Source organism: Pseudomonas sp. NBRC 111124, assembly GCF_001320245.1.
GTDB lineage: Bacteria > Pseudomonadota > Gammaproteobacteria > Pseudomonadales > Pseudomonadaceae > Aquipseudomonas.
In genome coordinates this window covers 18170-37234 of the sequence record NZ_BCBA01000035.1, presented here as the reverse complement: position 1 = coordinate 37234, position 19065 = coordinate 18170, and the positions used below count along the sequence as shown (strand labels likewise).

General features: G+C 64.1%; 16 protein-coding genes. 6 read left to right on the top strand and 10 right to left on the bottom strand.

Annotated elements, in window-relative coordinates; translation table 11 throughout:
• The first annotated feature begins 22 nt into the window (after positions 1-22).
• Entirely contained in the window at positions 23-478 is a 456-nt protein-coding gene (locus APH28_RS28125) for a transposase (RefSeq protein ID WP_082432305.1), read from the top strand.
• 117 nt (positions 479-595) lie between these two features.
• Here the strand turns inward: APH28_RS28125 and APH28_RS14840 are convergent, their stop codons facing one another.
• Positions 596-1933, bottom strand: coding sequence for an MATE family efflux transporter (locus APH28_RS14840; protein ID WP_060510503.1), 1338 nt, complete (start codon positions 1931-1933; stop codon positions 596-598).
• A gap of 183 nt (positions 1934-2116) precedes the next feature.
• Between APH28_RS14840 and APH28_RS14835 the strand changes: the two genes are divergently transcribed.
• A complete protein-coding gene (locus APH28_RS14835; RefSeq protein WP_060510501.1) occupies positions 2117-7018 on the top strand; it encodes an alpha-2-macroglobulin in 4902 nt (1633 codons plus the stop codon).
• 131 nt (positions 7019-7149) lie between these two features.
• Here the strand turns inward: APH28_RS14835 and APH28_RS14830 are convergent, their stop codons facing one another.
• A complete protein-coding gene (locus APH28_RS14830) occupies positions 7150-7443 on the bottom strand; it encodes a hypothetical protein (protein ID WP_060510499.1) in 294 nt (97 codons plus the stop codon).
• Positions 7444-7520: 77 nt separating this feature from the next.
• On the opposite strand from APH28_RS14830, the gene pbpC reads away from it, so the two are divergent.
• The 4 genes from pbpC (at position 7521) to APH28_RS14810 (ending at position 12860) form a co-directional block, all read left to right on the top strand.
• Positions 7521-9875 carry a peptidoglycan glycosyltransferase PbpC gene (gene pbpC / locus APH28_RS14825; RefSeq protein WP_060510497.1) on the top strand — a complete coding sequence of 785 codons (2355 nt, stop codon included), beginning with the start codon at positions 7521-7523 and terminating at the stop codon, positions 9873-9875.
• Positions 9876-9967: 92 nt separating this feature from the next.
• Complete coding sequence (locus APH28_RS14820) at positions 9968-11626, top strand: ShlB/FhaC/HecB family hemolysin secretion/activation protein (protein WP_060510495.1); 1659 nt, start codon at positions 9968-9970, stop codon at positions 11624-11626.
• 200 nt (positions 11627-11826) lie between these two features.
• Positions 11827-12285: a helix-turn-helix domain-containing protein gene (locus APH28_RS14815; protein WP_060510494.1), complete on the top strand. Its 459-nt coding sequence runs from the start codon at positions 11827-11829 to the stop codon at positions 12283-12285.
• On the top strand, positions 12285-12860 hold the full coding sequence (locus APH28_RS14810; RefSeq protein WP_060510492.1) for a PIN domain-containing protein: 576 nt from the start codon (positions 12285-12287) through the stop codon (positions 12858-12860). The genes APH28_RS14815 and APH28_RS14810 overlap by 1 nt, the downstream gene beginning before the upstream one ends.
• An 18-nt stretch (positions 12861-12878) precedes the next feature.
• Here APH28_RS14810 and APH28_RS14805 read toward each other — a convergent pair whose 3' ends face one another.
• From APH28_RS14805 to APH28_RS14770, 8 genes are all read right to left on the bottom strand, one after another.
• Positions 12879-13664: a response regulator transcription factor gene (locus APH28_RS14805; RefSeq protein ID WP_371263086.1), complete on the bottom strand. Its 786-nt coding sequence runs from the start codon at positions 13662-13664 to the stop codon at positions 12879-12881.
• Between the two features lie 113 nt (positions 13665-13777).
• Positions 13778-14248, bottom strand: coding sequence for an A24 family peptidase (locus APH28_RS14800; protein ID WP_060510490.1), 471 nt, complete (start codon positions 14246-14248; stop codon positions 13778-13780).
• 167 nt (positions 14249-14415) lie between these two features.
• Positions 14416-14985 (bottom strand): DUF4136 domain-containing protein, encoded by a 570-nt coding sequence (locus tag APH28_RS14795; RefSeq protein WP_060510488.1) that lies wholly within the window; start codon positions 14983-14985, stop codon positions 14416-14418.
• 19 nt (positions 14986-15004) lie between these two features.
• The gene (locus APH28_RS14790) at positions 15005-15637 is read right to left on the bottom strand and encodes a DUF4136 domain-containing protein (RefSeq protein ID WP_060510485.1); all 633 of its coding nucleotides are present in this window, start codon (positions 15635-15637) and stop codon (positions 15005-15007) included.
• 23 nt (positions 15638-15660) lie between these two features.
• Complete coding sequence (locus tag APH28_RS14785; protein WP_060510484.1) at positions 15661-16410, bottom strand: methyltransferase; 750 nt, start codon at positions 16408-16410, stop codon at positions 15661-15663.
• Positions 16407-16712 (bottom strand): MazG-like family protein, encoded by a 306-nt coding sequence (locus APH28_RS14780; protein ID WP_060510482.1) that lies wholly within the window; start codon positions 16710-16712, stop codon positions 16407-16409. Before APH28_RS14780 ends, APH28_RS14785 begins: the two co-directional genes overlap by 4 nt.
• Before the next feature lie 64 nt (positions 16713-16776).
• A complete protein-coding gene (locus APH28_RS14775) occupies positions 16777-17628 on the bottom strand; it encodes a MaoC/PaaZ C-terminal domain-containing protein (protein WP_060510480.1) in 852 nt (283 codons plus the stop codon).
• Between the two features lie 2 nt (positions 17629-17630).
• On the bottom strand, positions 17631-18983 hold the full coding sequence (locus tag APH28_RS14770; RefSeq protein WP_060510478.1) for a 3-oxoacyl-ACP reductase: 1353 nt from the start codon (positions 18981-18983) through the stop codon (positions 17631-17633).
• Between the last annotated feature and the right edge of the window lie 82 nt (positions 18984-19065).

Sequence of the window (19065 nt, the reverse complement as noted above, 5' to 3'; positions counted from 1 at the left end):
CAATGTTCAAAGGAAGTACGACATGGATGGTCAAGGCAATCACCGCTTGCGCCAAGGGCGCTACTCAGAGCCAGGCAGGCTCTACCTGCTCACCACCGTAACCCGCAAACGCAATCCACTCTTCAATAAGCTTTTGTTCGCCCGAGCTGTCATCCGGCAATTGCGACAGGCAGAAGAGGAGGGTAGCTGTCGAGCTTTGGCTTGGGTCTTGATGCCAGATCATTTGCACTGGTTGATCGAGCTCCGTTCGGCGAACCTGGGAAACCTGATGTGCGCCTTCAAGTCCCGGAGCAGTTGTGCTCTGTATCGTGCAGGGGCTGAGCGACAACACGTCTGGCAACCTGGTTTCTACGACAGGGCATTGCGCAGGGACGAGGATGTTAAAGCGGCAGCGCGATACATCATTGCAAATCCTGTTCGAGCTGGTTTGGTAGAACGTGCAGGTGATTACCCGCATTGGGATTGTGTGTGGCTTTGAGTCAGCAGGTGAGGGCTTCGCCCTCAATTCGCGACACAAGGCCGCTCCTACAAGCGTCCGCGTTGCTTGTGTAGGAGCGGCCTTGCGTCGCGAAAGGGCCGCAAAGCGGCCCCGGCGCTATTGAATCCAACGCCCTCGTTCATGCAGTCTCCACCCAACCCACCCCAACGTCACTGCCCGCAACGCCATGAACCCGAGAAAGGCCAGCCACAATCCATGGTTGCCAAACCCGCTCATGACCACCCCGAAAGGCAGCGCAATCACCACCGACAGCAACATCGCATTGCGCATCTCCCGCGCCCGGGTTGCGCCGATGAACAGCCCGTCGAGCAAGTAGCTCCACACTGCAATCAACGGCAGCAGCGCCAGATACGGCAGGTACGGATAAGCCGCCGCCCGCACGCTATCAATATCGGTCTGCAGGTCGATGAACAGGTGCCCGCCCAGCAGGAACAAACCGGCAAACCCCACGCTGGTAATCAGCGACCAGCCGCAGGCCACCACCAGCGAACGGCGCAAGGTATCCCGGTCCCGCGCCCCAATGGCATGCCCGCACAGCGCCTCCACGGCATGCGCCAGGCCATCGAGGGCATAGGCAGTGAGCAACAGCCCGTTGAGCAGCAGGGCGTTGGCCGCCACCGTGGCTTCACCCAGGCGAGCGCCCTGCACGGTGATCAGCAGGAACACCAGTTGCAGCGCCAGGCTGCGCAGGAAAATGTCGCGGTTTACCGCCAGCAATGGCCGCCAGGCCTGCCAGCGCTTGAGCGCGGCCCAGGCGATATGCCCAGGGTAGGCGCGCAGGGCCGGGCGGGTCAGGGCGAGGCCGAGCAACGCGGCGCTCCATTCGGCGATCACCGAGGCCCGTGCCGAACCCAGCACGCCCCAGTTCAGGCCCAGCACGAACCAAAGGTTGAGGGCAATGTTCAGCAGGTTGGTGGTCAGCAGAATCGCCAACGGCGCCCGTGCGTTCTGCGTACCGAGGAACCAGCCGACCAGCGCATAGCTGGCCAGCGCCGCCGGCAGGCCGAGCAGCCGGGTGTGGAAGAAGTCCTCGGTGGATTGCTGCAATGCCTCGCTCGGTTGCATGGCGTGCAGTGCCAGCTGGCTGAAGGGCAGGGCAAGCAAGCCGATGAGCAGGGCGAAGGCCGCAGCGAGCAGCAGGCCTTGCACCAGCACCTGGCGCAGCGCAGCGCCATCGGCACGCCCGGCAGCCTGGGCGGCGAAACCAGTGGAACCCATGCGCAGGAAGCCCATGAGGCCGACCATGAAAGTGAACAGTGTGGCGCCCACGGCCACCGCACCAAGCTGGTGGGCGTGGGGCAGGTGGCCGATCACAGTGCTGTCGACCAGGGCCACCAGTGGCACCGAAATGTTGGAGAGGATCATCGGCGCGGCCAGCGCCCAGACCTTGCGATGGGTGGGACGGTGCTGCCAGTCGGTGGTCAGTTGCGACATTGCAATTCCTGGAAACCAGGGGGCCGCTCTGCGGCCCCGCTTCAACGAATGGCGTCAGTGTAACGACCCGGCAACCAATCCGCGCGAACACGGTCTCACTTGCCGCATCGATGAACGTGCTGCACGCGCCGTTGCGCTATAGTTGCTGCCCTCACGTACACGCTACCAAAGAGTTCCCACTCCATGTTCAACAAAGGATTGTTGCTGGCCTGCGCGCTGGCCTTGCTCAGTGCCTGTGATTCCTCGACACCAAACAAACCCACGCCCGCCGAAAAGACCGCCGCGAGCGCTGCGGTCGAGGCCCCGATGCCCAAGCGCGAGGACCCTGCCGTCCTTGCCAAACGCTACGAAGGGCGCGAGCTCAGCGTGCTGGACGTCTCGGAGGTGCAGCTCGACGGCGCCAGCACCCTGTCGATCAGCTTCTCGGCACCGTTGGACGCCAAGCAGGACTTCGCCGACAAGGTGCACCTGGTCGATACGGTCAATGGCAAGGTCGATGGCGCCTGGGAACTCTCCGACAATCAGATGGAACTGCGCCTGCGCCACCTGGAGCCGCAGCGCAAGCTGGTGTTGACCGTCGACAAGGGCCTGCTGGCCGTCAACGGCAACAAGCTTGAAAGTGAATCGGTGAGCCGCCTGGAAACCCGCGACATGCAAGCCACCGTCGGCTTCGCCAGCCGCGGCTCGTTGCTGCCCACGCGCCTGGCCGAAGGCCTGCCGGTGATCGCGCTGAACGTACCCAAGGTCGATGTCGAGTTCTTCCGGGTCAAGCCCGAGATGCTCTCGACCTTCCTGGCCAGCTGGGGGCGCAACAGCAGCCTGTATTACTACCAGTCCAAGGAAACCTTGGACATGGCCGACCTGGTCTACAGCGGCCGCTTCGACCTCAACCCTGCGCGCAACACCCGTGAGACCGTGTTGTTGCCGATCGCCGGGATCAAGCCGCTGCAGGAGCCTGGTGTGTACCTGGCCGTGATGCGTGCCTCGGGTACCTACGACTATTCGCAGCCGGCGACGCTGTTCACCCTCAGTGACATTGGCGTGTCTGCCCACCGCTACCGCGACCGTCTGGACGTCTTCGCCCAGGCCCTGGAAGGCGGCAAGGCGCTCAAGGACGTCAACCTCGAACTGCATGACGACAAGGGCAAGCTGCTGGCTCAGGCCAAGACCGATGGCGCCGGCCATGCCCAGCTGCCGATCACGGCCAAGGCCGACACCCTGATTGCTACCCAAGGCGTGCACACCACCCTGCTGCGCCTGAACACCGCAGCCCTGGACCTGGCCGAGTTCGACATCACCGGCCCCCAGGCCAACCCGCTGCAGTTCTTCATCTTCGGCCCGCGCGACCTCTACCGCCCGGGTGAAACGGTGCTGCTCAACGGCCTGCTGCGCGACCAGGACGGCAAGCCGGTCAAGGCTCAACCCGTCAGCGTGGAAGTGCGTCGCCCGGATGAGCAGGTCAGCCGCAAGTTCGTCTGGGAAGCCGACGCCAATGGCCTGTATCAATACCAGCTGCAACTGGCCACGGAGGCGCCGACTGGCCGCTGGCAACTGCTGCTCGACCTCGGCGGTGGGCGCAAGCAGGTTTACGAATTCCTGGTCGAAGACTTCCTCCCCGAGCGCTTGGCGCTGGAGCTCAAGGGCAGCGACACACCCCTGTCACCCGAGGAAGATGCGCGCATCCAGGTCAATGGCCGCTACCTCTACGGTGCTCCGGCTGCCGGCAATCGCCTGAGTGGCCAAGCCTATGTGCGCCCACTGCGCGAAGCGGTGCCGGCGCTGCCGGGCTACCAGTTTGGCTCGGTTACCGAAACCGAACTGACTCAGGACCTGGAGCTTGACGAAGTCACCCTCGACCAGGCCGGCAAGGCAGTGGTCGATATCGAGAGCCAGTGGGCCGCAGCACGTTCTCCGCTGCAACTGACCGTGCAGGCCAGCCTGCAGGAGTCCGGCGGCCGGCCGATCACTCGCCGCCTCGAGCAACCGATCTGGCCTGCCGAGCGCCTGCCTGGCCTGCGCGGCCTGTTCGATGGTGAGGAAACCGACAGTGATGGCCCTGTGGAATTCGAATTCCTGGTGGCCGACCGCGCGGGCAACAAGCTCGCCGCCAACGACCTGAAGGTGCGCCTGATTCGCGAGCGCCGCGACTACTACTGGAACTACTCGCAGAGCGATGGCTGGAGCTACAACTACAACGAGAAATTCCTCACCCAGAGCGAGGAAACCATCAGCGTCAAGGCAGGCTCCACCGCCAAGTTGAGCTTCCAGGTGGAATGGGGCCCATACCGGGTCGAGGTGGAAGACCCCGAGACCGGTCTGGTTTCCAGCGAGCGCTTCTGGGCCGGTTACCGCGCCCAGGACAACGCCGAAGGCGGCGCGGTGCGCCCGGACCAGGTGAAGCTGGCGCTGGACAAGCCGGCCTATGCCGATGGCGCCACCGCCAAGGTCACCGTGACCCCGCCTGCGGCCGGCAGCGGCTACCTGATGATCGAGTCCAGCGATGGCCCGCTGTGGTGGCAGGAAATCGAGGTGCCCGCCGAGGGCAAGACCTTCGATGTGCAGCTGGATCAGAAATGGGCGCGCCACGACCTGTACATCAGCGCGCTGGTGATCCGCCCGGGTGAGCGCAAGGCCAACGCCACGCCCAAGCGCGCCGTCGGCGTGCTGCACCTGCCGTTGGCGCGTGCTGAGCGCAAGCTCGCGGTTACCCTGCAGGCGCCGGAGAAAATGCGGCCCAAGCAGCCGCTGACAGTGAAGATCAAGGCTGCCGATGCCGATGGCAGCGTGCCGAAGCAGGTGCATGTGCTGCTGTCTGCAGTCGACGTGGGCATCCTCAACATCACCGACTTCAAGACCCCCGACCCGTTCGCTAGCCTGTTCGGTCGCAAGGCCTACGGCGCCGACCAGCTGGACATCTACGGCCAGCTGATCGAAGCCGGTCAGGGCCGCCTGGCCAGCCTGGCCTTCGGCGGTGACGCGGCGATGGCCAAAGGCGGCAAGCGCCCCAACACCACGGTGACCATCGTTGCCCAGCAAAGCCTGCCGGTGACCCTGAATGACCAGGGTGAGGGTGAGGCGACGGTCGATATTCCCGACTTCAATGGCGAGCTGCGGCTGATGGCCCAGGCCTGGACCGACGAGCACTTCGGCATGGCCGAGGGCAAGACGGTTGTGGCCGCGCCGCTGATTGCCGAATTGTCGGCACCGCGCTTCCTGGCGGGCGGTGACCGTACCAGCCTGGCACTGGACCTGGCCAACCTGTCCGGTAGCGCCCAGCAACTGAACGTCGAAATCACCACCGAAGGCCAGCTGAACCTGACGGCCAGCGCTCAGCAGAGCGTCGCCCTGGCCAAGGGCCAGCGCCAGACCTTGCTGATTCCGGTGCAGGCCCAGGGCGGCCTGGGCCAGGGCAAGGTGCATGTGCGGGTAACAGGCTTGCAACTGCCGGGCGAACCGGCAAACGCCTTCGAGCGCGAATGGACCTTGGGCGTGCGCCCAGCTTACCCGGCGATGCTCAAGCATTACCGCGTGGCCCTCAAGGACCAGCCATGGACCCTTCCGGAAAGTGACCTGGCCGCCTTCGAGCCAGCCGGCCTGGAAGCCAGCCTGGCGCTGTCGAGCCGGCCACCGCTGAACCTGGCCGAGCAGATCCGCGCCCTCGAAGCCTACCCTTATGGCTGCCTGGAGCAGACCACCAGCGGTCTGTATCCGTCGTTGTACGCCGATGCCGAAAGCCTCAAACGCTTGGGCATCAAGGGTGAACCGGCCGAGGTGCGCAAGCGCAAGATCGAGATGGGCATCGAGCACTTGCTGGGCATGCAACGCTACAACGGCAGCTTCGGCCTGTGGAGCTCGGACAGTGAAGAGGAATACTGGCTGACCGCCTATGTCACCGACTTCCTGCTGCGTGCCCGCGACCAAGGCTACGGTGTGCCAGCCGAGGCCTTGAAGAAGGCCAACGAGCGCCTGCTGCGCTACCTGCAGGAACGCAACCTGATCGAAGTCGACTACAGCGAGAACGCCGAGCACACCCGCTTTGCCGTGCAGGCCTATGCCGCACTGGTGCTGTCGCGCAGCCAGCAGGCACCGCTGGGTGCCCTGCGCAGCCTGTTCGAGCGCCGCGCCGATGCCCGCTCCGGCCTGCCGCTGGTACAACTGGCGGTGGCGCTGGATACGATGGGCGACAAGCCGCGCGCCGAACAGGCTCTACAGGCAGGGCTGGGTATCAGCCGCAGCAAGGGCTGGATGGCCGACTACGGCAGCAGCCTGCGCGACCAGGCGCTGATCCTGGCGCTGTTGCAGGAGAGCAAACTGGCCAGCAACCAGGTCGACCAGCGGCTGTTTGCCCTGTCGGACGAGTTGGCGGCCAACCGCTGGTTGTCGACCCAGGAACGCAACGCCCTGTACCTGGCGGGCCGTGGTCTGCTGGGCAAGCCGGAAGCAGCGTGGAAGGCACGCCTGGACAGTGCCGGTGAAGTGCGTGAGTTCAATAACGTCGAAGCGGGCATGAAGCTCGAAGGGGCGTTGCTGGCCTCGCCGCTGAGCGTGCAGAACGAAGGCAATGAAACGCTCTATCAGCAATTGACCCTGTCGGGTTACCCACGTCAGGCGCCTGCCGCCGGTGGCAATGGCATGGAGATCCGTCGTGAGTACCTGGGCATGAACGGCCAGGCACTGGACCTGCACAACGTGCGTAGCGGTGATCTGGTATTGGTGCACCTGGCACTCAAGGCCACCGATCGCGTGCCGGATGCCCTGGTGGTCGACCTGCTGCCGGCGGGCCTGGAACTGGAAAACCAGAACCTGGCCCAGAGCGCCGCCAGCCTGGACAACGCCAGCAGCGCGGTGAAGCAGTGGCGCGAGTCGATGCAGAACGCCAGCGTGGTGCACCAGGAGTACCGTGATGACCGCTACGTGGCAGCGCTCAAGCTCGACGGTTATGGCACCACGCACCTGTTGTACCTGGCGCGGGCGGTGACCCCGGGCACCTACCGGGTGCCACCGCCGCAGGTGGAGTCGATGTACCGGCCGAACCTGCAGGCAGTAGGGGATGGGCAAGCAGAGATGACGGTAAAAGCGCGCTAAGGCTTCGCGGATCCTGTAGGAGCGGCCTCGTGTCGCGAACGGGCCGCGAAGCGGCCCCGGCAATTTCAGCTGTCTGGCTGGAGATCAGGGGGCGCTTCGCACCCATTCGCGACACAAGGCCGCTCCTACAATCAGTGAATGACCCAGCTCATCACCCACAGCCCCAGCACCAGCCAGATGATCCCAAGGATGATCGAGGCACGCATGAAGGCGCGGATCGCCGAGTACAGCAGCATCAAGCCGATGATCAGGGCGAGGATGCTGACCAGCGAGGTGTCCATGCCCAACGTGCGTGCCAGGCCATCGATGAAATTACCCCCCGCGTTGGCCAGCAGGTTGAACAGGCCACTCATCACGTCGACGATAAAGCGGATCAACGAGCCCAGTGCCTGGCCAAGCCACTCGAAAAAACCTTCTACATGCATAGTTGCTTCCTGATGAACGAATCGGCACGTTTGCCGTTCCCAAGCCTTTGGCCATTACCTGGCCAGGTCGGTTCCCGATGCCAAGCTTAGCCCGGCCACGTACCCGAGCGGCAAGGCTTGTGCGCGCAACCGTGATCGGTGTGCTGTTGCTGCTCGGCCTGTTATGGCTGGCCGACCGCATCTGGCCGTTGCCGATGCCGGGCAATGACCTGGCGCGGGTGGTGTTGGCCGAGGACGGCACGCCGCTGTGGCGCTTTGCCGATGCTGACGGCGTGTGGCGCTACCCGGTCAGCCCCGAGGACGTTTCGCCGCTGTACCTGCAGGCCCTGCTGACCTACGAGGACCGCTGGTTCTATCGCCACCCTGGGGTCAACCCGCTGGCCTTGGCGCGCGCGGCCTGGCTCAACCTGCGTGGCGGGCGGGTGGTGTCTGGCGGCAGTACCTTGTCGATGCAGGTAGCGCGCCTGCTCGACCCGCACGACCGTACCCTGGCCGGCAAGCTGCGGCAGCTTTGGCGCACGGCGCAGCTGGAGTGGCACCTGTCCAAGCGCGAGATCCTGCAGATCTACCTGAACCGTGCCCCGTTCGGCGGCAGTTTGCAGGGCGTGGCAGCGGCCAGTTGGGCTTACCTGGGCAAGTCCCCGCAGCACCTCACGCCCGCCGAGGCCGCATTGCTGGCGGTGTTGCCGCAGGCACCGAGCCGCTTGCGTCCGGACCGCCATCCCGCACGCGCCCAGCATGCACGCGACAAAGTGCTGCAGCGTCTGCAGGAGTATCAGGTGTGGCCGGCGCAACAGATCAAGGAAGCTATCGAAGAACCTCTGCTGCTGGCCCCGCGTCAGGAACCCGCGCTGGCCCCCTTGCTGGCGCGCCGGCTGAACACCGCTGACAGCCCGACGTTGATTCGCACCACCCTCGACGCCTCGCTGCAACGGCGCCTGGAGGACCTGCTGCTGGGTTGGCGGGCGCGGCTGCCGGAGCGCACCTCTGCGGCAATCCTGGTGGTCGAGGCACAGACCATGGCGGTACGCGCCTACCTCGGCTCGATCGACCTGAGCGACGAGCGCCGTTTTGGCCATGTCGACATGGTCCGCTCGTTGCGTTCGCCAGGCTCGACGCTCAAGCCCTTTCTTTACGGCTTGGCCATGGATGACGGCCTGATCCACTCCGAGTCGCTGCTGCAGGATGTGCCGCGTCGGTACGGCGACTACCGCCCCGGTAATTTCTCGATGGGCTTCAGCGGCCCGGTGTCGGCCAGTTCGGCGCTGGCGCTGTCGCTCAACCTGCCAGCAGTGCAGTTGCTCGAAGCCTATGGGCCCAAGCGCTTCGCCGCGCAACTGCGCATGGCTGGCATGCCGCTGGCGCTGCCGCCGCTGGCCGAACCCAACCTGGCGTTGATTCTGGGCGGTGCCGGTAGCCGTCTGGAGGACTTGGTCGGCGGCTACGCGGCACTGGCCCGGGGCGGCAACAGCGCGCACGTTCGCCTGCAACCGCAAGATCCGCTGCTGGAGCGGCGGCTGATGTCACCGGGTGCGGCCTGGATCATCCGGCGCATCCTCAGTGGCCAGGCGAGGCCCGACCGCGACCCGCATGCCGAGCTGGTGCAGCGCCCGCAACTGGCCTGGAAGACCGGTACCAGCTATGGCTTTCGTGATGCCTGGTCGATCGGCGTAGGGCCGCGCTACTTGATCGGGGTGTGGATTGGCCGCCCCGATGGCACGCCGGTGCCCGGGCAGTTCGGCCTGGCCTCGGCGGCCCCGCTGATGTTGCAGGTGCATGACTTGCTGAGCAACCGCGATAGCCAGCGGGGCATCCGCGTACCGGTGGAGCGCGTGCCCGCGAGCGTTGGCGTGGCGGCCATCTGCTGGCCGCTGGGTCAGCCCATGAACCGGCAGGACCCGAACTGCCGACGCCAGCGCTTTGCCTGGACCCTCGATGGCACCACACCTCCCACGTTGCAGGCCGCCGACCAGCCCCTCGGTCTTGGGCTGCGCGAGAGCATCTGGGTCAATGCCCAAGGCCTGCGCGTGGACGGCAGTTGCCCAGGCGCCAAGGCGCTCGACCTCGCCTTGTGGCCGGCACCACTGGAGCCTTGGCTGCCACGTGTCGAGCGGCGTGCGGCACGGCTGCCGGCGGTGGACCCGAGCTGCCCGCCCCAAGTACCGGCCAGCGCGCCGCCGCTGTCCATCGTCGGCGTACGCCCCGGCGACAACCTGCGGCGCCCGGCCACCAGCAGCGAACCCTTGCAGCTGCACGTCTCTGCCCTCGGCGGTGGCGGGCGTCGCTGGTGGTTCCTCAACGGTCAGCCGCTGGGCGAAAGCGAGGGGCAGGACAGTGTGCTGGTACGTTTCGAACAGACCGGGCAGTTCGAACTCAGTGCCTTGGACGAAAGCGGAGAGACGGCGCGGGTAGCGTTTCAGGTCAACGATTAGGGGTTAGACGTTTACCGGGGCAACACCTACGCTTGCAAATGACGGGTGAGGCCGGCCGACGCCCTGCTACCCAGGGGATTGTGGAGCGTCCTATGCGTCTTCTGCTGATGCTCCTGCTGCTGTTGCCCTGGGCCAGTCTGGTGATTGCCGAGGCCTTGCCAGTGTTTCTCGATGGCCATGAATACGAGCGCCGCCTGCCCGGCCCGAACCTGCCGATCGAAGCCTACCGTCCATTTGCCCCGAGCCTGTACCTGGAGCCGCCCAGGGCCGCGGCTGACACGCTGCCCCTGGAGACTCGCTTGGTGTTGCACAAAGTGCGCTTCGAGGGCGGTACGGTCTACCCGTTGAGCGAGTTGCGCGATCATTACCAGCCATTGATTGGCCGCGAAGTGAGTGTTGGCGAGCTGCTGCAGTTCACCGAACGCCTGACCCAGCGCTACCAGCGCGACGGCTACCTGCTATCGCAGGCGTATCTGCCAGACCAGGATTTTGCCGATGGTCGCGTGCATGTCGTGCTGGTCGAGGGGTATGTCCACGACGTTCGGCGTGAAGGGAACATTGGGCCCGCTGGCGCTTACCTCGACCAGTTGCAGGAACGCTTGAAGGCTGAACGCCCGCTGACCCAGGCGACGCTCGACCGCTTCATCGGCCTGGCCCAGCGCATCCCCGGCGTGACGCTGCAGGCGCATCTGACCCAGGTCGAGCGCAGCGAGGGCGCCGCGCGGCTTACAATCGATGCCTTGCGCAAGCCCTTCGATGCGGCAATGACGCTCAGCGATGGCAGCCGCGAAGGCCTGCAGGGACTGTTCAAGGTTGCCAGCAATGCCCAGACCCGCTCTGCCGAGCAGCTGACGGCCAGCGTGCTGCTGCCGCCGGGCGATGACCACACCGAGTACCAGCGCCTGGATTACAGCCAGCACCTCGATGCGCAGGGCAGTCAGCTGCTGCTGTCGGCCGCTCGCTACCGTAGCGAGCCGCGCACACCGGCGCGCCTGGAGCATGGCTCGCCGTTGCTCCAGAGAATCGAAAGCGAGCGCTATGCGATCGGGCTTGGCCAGCCAGTGATCGTCACCGCAGATGAATGGCTGGCGGTCACAGGGCATGTCTATTCGGTCACCGAGCATAACGACGACCTTTCTGGCGATCTGGGGCGTAATGACACCTACGTACGCGCGCTGTCGTTCGAAGGTGACTGGCGCAAGGTCGAGCCCGGGCGGCTGCGCATGGTCAGCGCCGGGGTGTATCAGGGGCTGGATTATCTGGGCGCACGCAGCGATGCCGACTACGACATGGACTTCCTGCGTTTTCGCGTGGCCGGGTTGCAGAGCGACCAGCTGTTGCAGCGCTGGCAGGGCGTGCTGTCAGGCGCCTTGTACTGGACGGATGACCGGCTGCCCGACAGTGAACATGCGGTATTCGGCGGGCAGAACTTCGGCCATGGCTACCCGCAGGACCAGGCGGCGGGGGACAAGGGCTGGGGTGTGGCGTACGAGTTGAACTACAGCATCCAGCCCGGTGCTGGCTGGATCAGGCTAGTGCAGCCTTATGCGCTGCTGGATGCTGCGCAGGCCTGGTACAACGCTGGGCCTTTCGAAGATGCCAGGATGCGTTCGGCCGCATTGGGTGTGCGGCTTGGCGATGGTCGATACGGCATTGTGGCATTGGAAGTGGCCAAACCTCTGGCAGATCTGGCGCTTGATAGCATGAGTCGTGAAGCGCGCTTGGTCATCAATTTGAGCCTACGGTTATAAAGCCCTTTTTCGCTGGTGACGCAAGTTTTGGGAAAAGTCCTACGAACTACAGCGGCTGGCGTCTGATTGTCTCTGGAACGGCTACCACCCTAACCTTCTGGGCAAATGTGAAAGAGCTCTCTGCGTGATGCACATGCTTGAGTTTTCGTTTATTTCGATTAGCATCGAGGGTGACCCGCATGACACATGAGAGCGTGATCATGAGCATTTCTTCAAAAACCGATTTTCCAGAAGCCCGTGAGGTTGCGGCGGCGCTGCAGGGGCAGAGAGACCTGGCTGCTTATCTGTGCACGCAGGCAGATATGCAGCGAATCCAGATCTATGACGCCTCCAGCCAGGCGCATACGGTGGAACTGCCAACCAGTGCATTGCGCTTGCTGGTCGATATTCTGGGTGAGCTGGCGCAAGGGAACTCAGTGCGTGTAGTGCCTGTACATGCTGAGCTGACTACCCAGGAAGCAGCTGACATCATCAATGTTTCTCGACCACACCTAGTCAAGTTGTTGGAGGAGGGGGCTCTGCCCTTTCACAAGGCAGGGCGACATCGCCGGGTACTGTTTTCCGACCTGATGGAGTACAAGCAACGGCGTGATGCGGCCAGCCACAAGGCGCTGGATGAGCTTGCAGCGTACTCGGAGGAACTGGGGCAGGGCTACTGATGCGGGAAGTCGCGTTCACTGCCATCTGTGATGCTTGCGTACTTTACCCGGCTCCGCTTCGCGACCTATTGCTGAGGCTGGGAGGAAAGGGCCTGTACCGGGCCAAGTGGACGCGCGAGATTGATGAAGAGTGGAAACGCAACCTGCTTTGCAATCGAAAGGACCTGACACGTGATCAACTGGATCGACTCTCTAAGCTGATGGAAGCCGCGATTCCGGACGCTTTGGTATCCGGCTATGAATACTTTCGAGAATCGCTGGAGCTGCCAGACCCTGATGATGTGCATGTGCTTGCAGCTGCGATCGCTTGCAATGCGCAGGTCATCGTCACATTCAACTTGAGAGACTTCCCTTTATCGGTACTTCAGGGTTTCTCAGTAACAGCCCTGCATCCTGACGAATTCATTATGGAGCTTTGGCGCCAGGACCGGGCTGGCGTCCTTGAGGCCGCAGCGGATATGCGGCGCAGCCTGAAACGTTCACGGTTCACTGCAGTGGAGTTCGTCGAATGCATACTCAGACAGGGCTTGCCCATGACGGCAAATGCCCTGCGTGACTACACGGTGTTGATCTGAGTAACCGGTGGGTAATGTCTAATGAGTTGTAAATCGCTGGTGTACAGGTGAGGAACTCGGCGTCAACGCCAGCGCCAGCTGTGTGCGGTTGTGCATGTGGGTCAATCGCAACACCTGCGACACATACAGTTTCACGGTGTTTTCGGTGATGCCCAGTTCACAGGCAATCTGGTAGTTGGTCTTGCCCTTGCTCACCAGCCGGGCAACTTCCAGCTGCCGCGGTGACAGTTTTTCGAACGCCGCCGGCAGTTCGCTTTCCGTCTCTTCTACGACGTCGCTGGCGCGGCGGTGTACGCCCTGGCCGCGGGCCTTTTCCAGGTCTTGATAGAGATCGTCGATGGAGCCCGCCAGGTCCTGCAGGCGCTGGTTGAGATTGCCCAGGTCCTGGAGGTTGGCCTTGCGCTCAAGTAGCACTTGTTCCTGGCGGCGCACGCCCTCGATCAGCTCGTCGAGGTCCATGGGTTTCTGGTAGTAATCGGCGAAACCCTCGCGCAAGGCGCGGATCACGTCCTGCTTGTCGGCGCGACCGGTGAGCATGATCGCTTCGAACATGCGCTGCTTCCCGGCAATGTCTTTCAGAGCCCGCATCAGTTCTATGCCATCACGATCGGGCATGTGCAGGTCGCACAACACCAAGCCAATGGATGCGTCAGCTATGAAGCGTTCGATGGCTTCGTCGGTAGCATGGGCCCCCACGCAGTGGTAGCCCTGGGTTTCCAGGAAAACGCATAACTGTTCAACAATCAGAGGCTGGTCGTCGACGACCAGAACCTTCACCTCACTGAATGACTTATCCACGATCAACTCCCTGTTCGTAGTTGGCCCTGCTCCCGGGCCAGACGCTCTGGCAGCTTAAAAATAGACGCTGCTTACGACTTTGTACAAGGTTTGTACAAGGGATCGGACAGCAGGGTTGGTCATTGGATCCATACAGCCGTGAGCAGAAAGCCCGCCAACACATAGGGGACGAAGGCCTGCTTGTCGCCCATCTCTTCGGTCAGGGCGGTAAGGCGCTTCTTCACTTTTGGGTTGAGCAACGTCCACAGGCGCCTTCGGGAAAGCAGCCAGAGCAGCACACTGACGCCAGCACCAATAAAGGTTCCGAGCACGTATTGCGGGCTGGTCGCCAGGGCCAGCGCGCCCATCAGCTTGACGTCGTCGGCGCCGAAACGGCCCAGCATATAGCCGGGCAGCGTCAGCAGCATGACGATGGCCAGGGCCCAGCCAGCGTCGCTGGCATCGGCGCCGATCCAGGTGTGACCCGTGGCGAACAGCCAGGCCAAGGCGCCTGAGGCGAACCCGAGGGTCAGCATGTTGGCGATCTGGCGCTCGCGGATATCTTGTTCAGTGCACAAGGCAAGCCACATCAGGAGAACAATGCTTTGCATCGGCAGGCCGCCTTTCCCAGTCGTTGAACACTTCTACCCGTTCAGTCAGGTTTCCTAATCAGGGTAGACGCGATCTGACGAACGGGCAGTGCAGGGCGGTAAAAAGGTCGTTGTGGGAGCAGCCTTGTGTCGCAAAGAGGGCCGCAAAGCGGCCCTCATCGATGACTTTACTTCACCCGGCCCGGAGGGTAATTGCCAAGCACCTGGGCAATGGTCTTCTGGATCGCGCTGTTACGCTCGTCGGGGCTAGGCGGGTAGTTGTTCATGATCTGTTCGGCACTGCCGCGCCAGACCAGCTTGCCGTCATGGCCATCGAACATGTCGATCTGGATGGTTGCCACCTTGTAGTCGACACTGCGGGTTTCGTTGTACATCGGCCCGCCCCAGTAGCCATTCCAGTAGCCGCCCCAGGCGCCGCCATAGTTGGTGGTGATCTGTTGCTGGCGCTGTTCGACGATCAGGTAGGCGCGGACGGTGACATCAGGCCTGGCATTGCCTTGGGCAGGGCGCAGGCCGCGCTGGTCGAGCTGGTCGGCGACTGCCGCGCGAATGCGCTGCTCGGTCAGGTCGCTCTTGATGCGTGGGTCATCCGGGCGATATTGCAGGCCCGGTTCCTGCCATGCCCAGCTGCGATACGCAGCAAAATCGCGACTGGCGTCGAAATCCTGCTGAACGTTGTTGCTCGAGCAGGCAGTGAGCAACAACGCGAATGACAGTAGAACGAGGCGGCGCAACATGATGGTTCTCCGTTAGGCATTAACTGGGAGGATAGCCGCTGAGCGCCTTGTGAACCGATTCGCGCAAGGCGGTTTCGCGATCGCGCGGCAAGCCTTTGTCGCTGCCGCTTTCAGCACTGGCGCTCCACACCGGCTGGCCGTTGCGGGCATCGAACAGGTCGATGCGCACCACCATCACTTCCACCTCGTAGGTGCGTACGATCGGCACGCTGCCGTAGGCGCCATAACCATTGCGGTAGCCGCCAAAGCCGACACCGCCGTAAGGGTACGGGCCGTAGTAGGGGTCGTAGTCATAGTCACGCACCTGGCGCAGGCGCCGCTCCAGGCGCAGGTCGGCGCTCACCAGCAGGTCGCCAGTCGCGCCCCGGGCCGGGCGCAGGCCATGTTGGTCCAAGGCGCCGCTGACAGCGTCGGCAATCAGCCCCGGGTCGGCGTCAACATTGCCGCTGGGCAGTTCGCCGTTACGCCAGCTCCAGCTGCGGTAGTGCCCATAATCGCGCGGCGGTGCCGGGTAGGCACTGGCGTCGAAGGTATTGGCCGCTTGCGCAGGGGCCGGCGGCAGCGGGCGGCTGCTGGCCACGTAAGGGTTGCTGGCCTGGCAGGCGGCCAGGGTGAGCGGCAGCAGTGCCAGGCACAACAGACGGTACGGCATGTATCCCTCCTGGAGGGGCGCAGTCAGTGGGGGCGGCACATCCAGTGCAGGTAGCGGCCGAGCCCGGCGAAGCTTGGATGACGGCGGTGGGCCAATTCCATTTCCAGCAGGTCGAGCAGCTCGGCCTTGTCCTGGAATTCCTTGGGCATGTAGTCGTGGAAGACGCGCACGCCACTTTCGCTTTCGACTTGCCACATGACTTCAAGTTGCGCCTTGAGCTCCCGTGGATCAAGCGGTTTCTGCGGGGTCAGGCTCTGTTTTTCGCCTTCCAGGCGGTTGCTGCGCAGCTTGCGGAAATGACCCTTGAGCAGGTTGCGGTAGACCAGCGCGTCGCGGTTGTAGAACGCCAGCGACAGCCAGCCACCGGGGGCCGTCAGCTGATGCAGGACTGGCAGAATGCTTTGCGGTTCGGCCAGCCATTCCAGCACGGCGTGGCACAGCACAAGGTCATACGGCTCGGTGAGCTGGCCCAGCAGGTCTTGCCAAGGCGCCTGGATGAAAGTGGCCGCTTGGCCCGCTTCTGCAAAGCGCGCCTGGGCACCTTCTAACATCGGTGCGGCGGGCTCGGCCAGGGTTACCTCGTGCCCGCGCTGGGCCAGCCACAAGGCCATGTGGCCGAGGCCGGCGCCGATGTCGAGCACCCGCAGCGGCCGATCGGGCAGAACATCGGCCAGGTCGGCCTGGAGCACGGCCAGGCGTATCGCGCCCTTGGCGCCGCCGTAGATCTTCTCGGCAAAGCGTGTGGCCAGTTCATCGAAGTGACGGTCGTTCATCGTGCGAAACGCCTCTCGCTGTCGGCCAGCTTGGCACGCACCACCTGCTCCATGTCCAAGCCCAGTTCGCTGCACAGCAGCAACAGGTAGAGGACCACATCGCCAACTTCCTGGCCGGCATGGGCCAGCTGATCGGCGGGCAGCTGGCGCGATTGGTCTTCGCTCAGCCACTGGAAGATTTCCACCAGCTCGGCCATTTCGACGCTGGCGGCCATGGCCAGGTTCTTTGGGCTGTGGAAGCCGCGCCAGTCGTTGTTGTCGCGGATCTGGTGCAGGCGTTGGGTGATTTCTTGCAGGTTCATCGGGCTCTCCTAATGCTGCATAGCTTCTGCGCAGGCCCGATGCAAAGCAAGTGCAATCAGGGCGCTAGAGCACTGCCCAACGCCCGACCATGTGCAGCACCCCACCGTGACCGTCCAACCGTAATTCGCCCGCCGGCCCTGCTTCGCTGGCACTGAGGACAACCTCGGACGGCAAACGCACCGGTTTGCGAAAGCCCGCTTCGAAGCGATAGCCACTGTTCGGTATGTGCGTACGCAAGGCCGCCAATGCCATGGCATTGCTCCACATGCCGTGGGCGATGGCCTTGGGGAAGCCGAACAGGCGTGCGCTGACGGCACTCAGGTGAATCGGGTTGTAGTCGCCACAGACCTTGGCGTAGCGCCGGCCGATATCACCGTCGGCGTACCAGCGGGTGACTTCCGGCAGGACTGCAGGCTCGCTCTCTTCGCTACCGTCCAGCTGCCCATCCAGCTTCAGGCCGCGTACCAGCATGCGGCTGGTTTCACGCCAGAGCAGGCCCAGACCATCCTCGGCTTCGGTGACCAGGTCAAAGGTGCCGCCCTTGGCATGCGCCTGCAGATTGTCGGCGTACACCGCAAAGCGCAGCCCGTCGATGCCGCCTAGCGGGCGCAGCACGTCGATGCGATTGTGCAGGTGCACCAGCCCGAGCAACGGGAAAGGGAAGTCGTGGGAGGTCAGCAGCTGAAGCTGCAGGGTGAAGGCCATCACATGTGGGTAGGTGCCGGGCAGGCGACCATCGTCGGTGAAATGGCAGAGCCGGCGGTAGGCTGCCAGAGTGTCGGGCTGCACGCGAATGAAACTGCGCAAGCCGTGGGCGGGCAGGGAATCGCCGCTGATCTTGCGTTTGCTGGCGGCGCGCAGGTAGAGGCTGGCGCGTGAGTCCGGGCTGTGCAGGTATTGCCATTGGCGGCTCATGTTCAAGCCCCCATCAGGGCCTGGCCGCAGACGCGCAGCACCTGGCCGTTCACTGCCCCGGAGCCAGGTTGGCTGAGCCAGGCGATGGCTTCGGCGACATCCTGCGGGTGCCCGCCCTGGCCCAGCGAACTCAGGCGTCGCCCGGCCTCGCGCAGGCCGATGGGCATGGCGGCGGTCATGTGCGTTTCTATGAACCCGGGCGCCACGGCATTGATGCTGGCGCCGCGCTCGGCGAGCTTCGCCGCCCAGGCCTCGGCGAAGCCGATCAGGCCGGCCTTGCTCGCGGCATAGTTGGCCTGGCCGCGGTTGCCGGCAATGCCGCTGACCGACGCCAGCAGGGTAATACGTGCGTTGTCGCCGAGGACACCGCCATCATACAAGGCCTGGGTCAGCACCTGCGGAGCCTTGAGGTTGACTGCCAACACCGCGTCCCAGTATTCGGGGGTCATGTTGGCCAGGGTCTTGTCGCGGGTGATGCCGGCGTTGTGCACGACGATGTCGATGCCTTCGGGTAATGCTTCGAACAGCCTGGCCGGGGCGTCGCTGGCGCAGATATCCAGGCCCAAGGCCTTGCCACCGAGGCGTGCGGCGAGGGCATCGAGTTCCTGCTGGGCCTGGGGTACGTCGAGCAGCAGCACCTCGGCGCCATCACGCGCCAGGGTTTCGGCAATGGCGGCGCCAATTCCGCGTGCGGCGCCGGTGACCAGGGCGCGACGGCCACCGAGCGGGCGGGTCCAATCTTCGACTGGGGTCGCGCAGGCCTGCAGGCGCAGGACCTGGCCGGAAACAAAGGCACTCTTGGGCGACAGGAAGAAGCGCAAGGCACCTTCGAGCTGAGTGTCCGCGCCCGTTGCCACATACAGCAGCTGCGCTGTTGCGCCATTGCGCAGCTCTTTGGCCAGCGAACGGCTGAAGCCTTCAAGGGCGCGCTGGGCGACGCTGGCCAGCGGGTCTCCGAGGGATTCCGGCGCACGCCCAAGGATCACCACATGGGCACAAGGCGCGAGGCTACGCAGCAGGGGCTGAAAGAATTCGCGCAACTGCTTCAGCTGGTCGCTGTCGGACAGATGGCTGGCGTCGAACACTACGGCCTTGAGCTTCGGCCCGAGGCCGGCAACCCAGGCAGGCGCCTGCAGGCCGTCGCCGTTGAAGCTGTACAGCGCGTCGGTCAGGCGCGGGGCAATAGCCTCGACCTGGTTCGCCAGTGGCCCGCCCCCCAGCACCAGCGCGCCCTCTACCGGGCGCAGGCGGCCGGCCTGCCAGCGCTCCAGCGGCGCCGGGCGCGGCAGGCCAAGGGCATCGACCAGGCGGCGCCCGAGGTTGGAGTTGGCAAAGCCGAGATAGCGATCGCTCATGTGCGGGTCTCCCTGAAGGCAAGCTTGCAAGTGTGGACCAAGTTTATGGCAAGGTCGTTCGAATGCGGCAAAAACACCTAGG